Here is a 4542-nt window from a genome sequence, read left to right on the forward strand (position 1 = left end):
AGACTGCATTTTTGAGCTAAAAGTATGGTATTATAGTATATTTAATACATATTCTTAAAATATTAAACTGTAGTATATGTGTTTTTCGCTCTGAGTACCTGAGGAAGGTGTGCTTAAATTAATAGTTTATATTACATGTAAAACAATTTTAGTATGATTTAGTGCTAATTTTATACTTGCACTTTTTGCAACTTTTTGCGGCGGGAAAAAGTTGAATAAAAAAATTGACAAACTTAAAAATTTTTAGTATATAAATAAGTATTATTATTTGTAGTTAATTGATTGCTACTATTTACATATATTAAAATTTATAATGAGATTATGAAAAAATATAAACCAACAACAAAAGAAGAATTAAAAAGATTAGTATTCACCAACAACGGTATAAAACTTGGTGATATTGATACAAGTCTTATTACAGATATGAGCGACCTTTTTAATAAAAGTGAAAGAAAAGATTTTGATGGCATAGAAGAGTGGGATACTTCTAATGTTGAGAATATGGCTTATATGTTTGCATATATGGACTACAATGTTTTGGGCCAATACTCAATGACAGAGTTTAATTCTAATTTAAATAATTGGAATGTATCAAAAGTGAAAAACATGATTTATATGTTTGCTTGTTGTACATATTTTAATCAGCCTTTAAATAAATGGGACGTTTCAAATGTGGAAAATATGTCTGGCATGTTTTTTGGTGCTAAAAAGTTTAATCAGCCTTTAAATAATTGGAATGTATCTAAAGTGAAAGATATGAGCGATATGTTTCATAACTGTGAAGCATTTAATAAACCTTTGGACAAATGGGATGTTTCTAATGTTAAAGATATGTCTAATATGTTTAATGTGGCTTTGAAATTTAATCAGAATATAAATAATTGGAATGTATCTAATGTTGAAGATTTATCAAAGACGTTTCGTTATTGTAAAGCTTTTGATCAGCCTCTTAATGATTGGGACGTATCTAATGTGAAAAATATGCAACATATATTTTCGGGCTGTGAAAATTTTAATCAGCCTTTAGATAAATGGGATACTTCTAATGTTGAAAGTATGGAATTTGCATTTAGAGCATGCGGTAAATTTAATCAGCCTTTAAATAGCTGGAATATGTCTAAAGTAACAAATATAGAGCATATGTTTGCTTTTACAGAAGAATTTAATCAGCCTCTTGATAAATGGGATACAAGAAATGTCATTAGTGTAATGTTGTTGTTTGCCTATGCACGCAAGTTTGATCATTATGAATCTTTAGCAAATTGGAATTTAGACAGTTTACAAGCTATAAGTATAATTTGTGATGATAAGGATATGGATAAATTACCTACAAGAATTCAAGTATATAGGCAGGCATTTTTTCCTAAGGCCGATATTATAAGTATAACAAAATTTAATGTTAAAGAAATATATGAACTTATTGCAGATGATAAAAATAAAAAAGTTGTAAGATTGAAAAAAAGACTTGAAAGTGATTTCTCATCAGAGCTTTCATTTGTTACAAATAATTATAATTTCAAAACTATAGAAAAAGCAGAAAAGTATGCTGAAAGAAATTACAATGCTAAAAAATATGATAAGAAACTTGAATTTATAAAGAATTGTCCTGTTCTAGTAAAAGATAAATCAAGAGAAGTGAATATCAATCTTATAAAGTATATATATTCAGAATATTTGTCTTTAAAGAAAACTATTAAAAAATTAGAAAAAATTGATAACATGGTTAATTTGCTTGATTTAAAATCATTTGTAAATTTTACTAAAGAGATTTATTTAAAAAATCAAGATGAAGTTATCACTGCTTTTGTTTATGCTATGTACGGAGGAGATGAAGCTTTAAAGAAAATATCAGAATTAATGAATACTATTGAATCAAAAAATCTCCTTACAATGATAAGCTTCAATATAGAAAGCAGATACGCTCAGAGTTTATTATATAAAATATATCTAAATTCAACTAAAAGTGCAATTCGTAAAGAAGCAGTAGAAATGATTAATGAGTTACTTGAAAAAATGAATATAGGTTATACTGAATTTAGATTAAGATGTACGGCTAATTTAGGATTTAATTCTAAAGGTGAAAAAGAATTAAATAAAGATTATAAATTAATTGTTAATAATGATTATACTTTAAGTTTATTCGATATAAAAAATAATAAAGAATTAAAAAAAGTACCTCAAAATCTTGATAAAAAATTAAAAGATAAAATAAAAGAATTGGGTAAAGAAGCAGATAAGTTTATTAATCATAGCTCACATATTTTAAGTATTATGTTAATAGACGGTGATATATTGAGTTATGACTTGTTTAAAGAAGTTTTTATTGATAATTATTTAATGAATAAATTTAGTTCTAGTTTAATATGGAACTTGTATGATAAAGATAAAAACTTTATAACAACTTTCAGATATACAAACGATGGAAAATATTTAAACACAGAAAATGAAAAAATAAAAATTAATGCTGATAATTTCATGAGTTTGGCAACTCCTATAGAAATGGACGATAAAACTATAGATAAATGGAGAAAACAGCTTGAAGATTGTAAATTATCACAGGCTATAAATCAATTAACATCTATAAAATTAAATAAAGATAATTTGAAAAAAGAAATAAAGAAAATAAAAAATATAGATACAAGCTATGGAGCTTTTAAATTCTTTGCTCAAAAATATGATATGCATACCAATGATGTATTAGGAGATAATGACATTATAACATATACATTCACAGCAAATGACGGAGATATTTTTACTATGTCTGCAAAAGTTGATGAGGAAGTAGAATATGATGATTTAGTAAATATTAGTATTGATTTCAAAAAGGGTGAAAATAAAAAAGATATAAGCAAGAGATTTGTTTATACATTTTTAGTGTTTATGATTTTTGATTTCAGACTAACTGATTTATTTTAATTTTTATATGTTACAGAGTATATAGCTAAACAACTATATTTTGTCAATTTTATTTTTTATATTGTTATTATTTTCGGGGACTAGCCCTGCGAAGCACACAGACGTGCCGAACCCCAACTTCTTTTGCTACCATAGGGAGTGCCTGTGGTAGCAAAAGAAGCAGGCACAGCCCGCCTTCGGCGAAGGGCTATATTTTAGCTTAAATTAGTAAATTACCTTACATGTAGACAATTTTAGTATGATTTAGTACTAATTCTATCCTTGCATTTTTTGGTTCTTTTTGCGGCGGGAAAAAGAACATCAGAAAATTGATAAAATATAGTTGTTTAGAATGTACTATTTATTTGTAAAATATATTTTATCTGAAGCAAACAATAATAAAAATACTAAATTAATTTTGACAAATTCTATTTAATTTAGTATAGTACTATATGATTATATTTAATTTTTTATGATTAGGATATTAGATTATGAAAAAATATAAACCAGAAACAAAAACAGAATTAAAAAAACTAGTATTTACTGACGGTATAAAACTTTATGATGTTGATACAAGTCTTATCACAGATATGAGTAAACTTTTTTATGAAAGTAAAAGAAAAGATTTTGAAGGCATAGAAGATTGGGATGTTTCTAATGTTACAAATATGGATATGATGTTTGCTTATATGTGATATAATTCAATGGTAAGATACTCAAATATAGATTTTGATCATGATTTAAGCAATTGGAATGTATCCAAAGTAAAAAGTATGAATAATATGTTTGCTTATTGTTCTAATTTTGATCAGCCTTTGGATAATTGGGACGTATCTAATGTTGAAGATATGAGATTTATGTTTTGCGGTGCCAAAGAGTTTAATCAGCCTTTAAATAGCTGGAACACATCGAAAGTGAAAAATATGAGAGGCATGTTTGAGGAATGTGAATTTTTTAATCAGCCTTTGGATAAATGGGATACTTCTAATGTTGAAAATATGTGTAGAATGTTTGATGATTGTAAAAAATTTGATCAGCCTTTAAATAGTTGGAATGTGTCTAATGTAAACTATATGAGCTGTATGTTTCTTTCAGCAGAAAGTTTTAATCAGCCCCTTGATAAATGGAATACAAAGAAAGTAACCAATATAGAGTTTATGTTTAAATATGCAGAAAAGTTTGATCATTATGAATCTTTAGAACATTGGAATTTAGATAAATTGAAAGATATAACCTTTATTTGTGATGATGAGGAGAAATTGCATACAAGACTTAAAATATATATGCAGGCATTTTATCCTAAAGAAGATTATATAACTATAACAAAAGATAATGTCAAAGAAATATATGATCTTATTGCAAAAGATAAAAATAGAAGAATTGTAAGATTAAGAAAAAAACTTGAAGAAGATTTTTCATCTTTAATAAAATAGCTTTAATTTTTTACAAATACTATATTATGTTAATATGTTAAGATATATTTAGATAATAGAAGTTATTTTATTCAAACGCAGAAGATTAATAAGTAAAATTAATTCTAATAATTTTATAAATTTAGTATGACGGCGATATTTTTAGTATATACCTAAACAACTATATTTTGTCAAAAATAAATTTATATTTTTGTTTTTATATCTGGGGCTTTGC

The 4542-nt window shown here is 25.5% G+C and carries 1 protein-coding gene and 1 pseudogene; both read left to right on the forward strand.

From position 1 onward, the window contains the following. The first annotated feature begins 321 nt into the window (after positions 1-321). Positions 322-2916, forward strand: a complete 2595-nt coding sequence (locus Q0K19_RS14860; protein WP_297249330.1) for a BspA family leucine-rich repeat surface protein — start codon at positions 322-324, stop codon at positions 2914-2916. Positions 2917-3386: 470 nt separating this feature from the next. After that, a pseudogene (locus Q0K19_RS14865) lies at positions 3387-4313 on the forward strand (BspA family leucine-rich repeat surface protein); the annotation flags it as partial. Between the last annotated feature and the right edge of the window lie 229 nt (positions 4314-4542).

The organism is uncultured Brachyspira sp. (assembly GCF_944393015.1).
In the GTDB taxonomy this organism is placed as follows: Bacteria; Spirochaetota; Brachyspiria; order Brachyspirales; family Brachyspiraceae; genus Brachyspira.

Coding starts and splice junctions, on each gene's coding strand:
- Q0K19_RS14860 (WP_297249330.1), top strand. CDS start 322: ATGAAAAAATATAAACCAACAACAAAAGAAGAATTAAAAAGATTAGTA.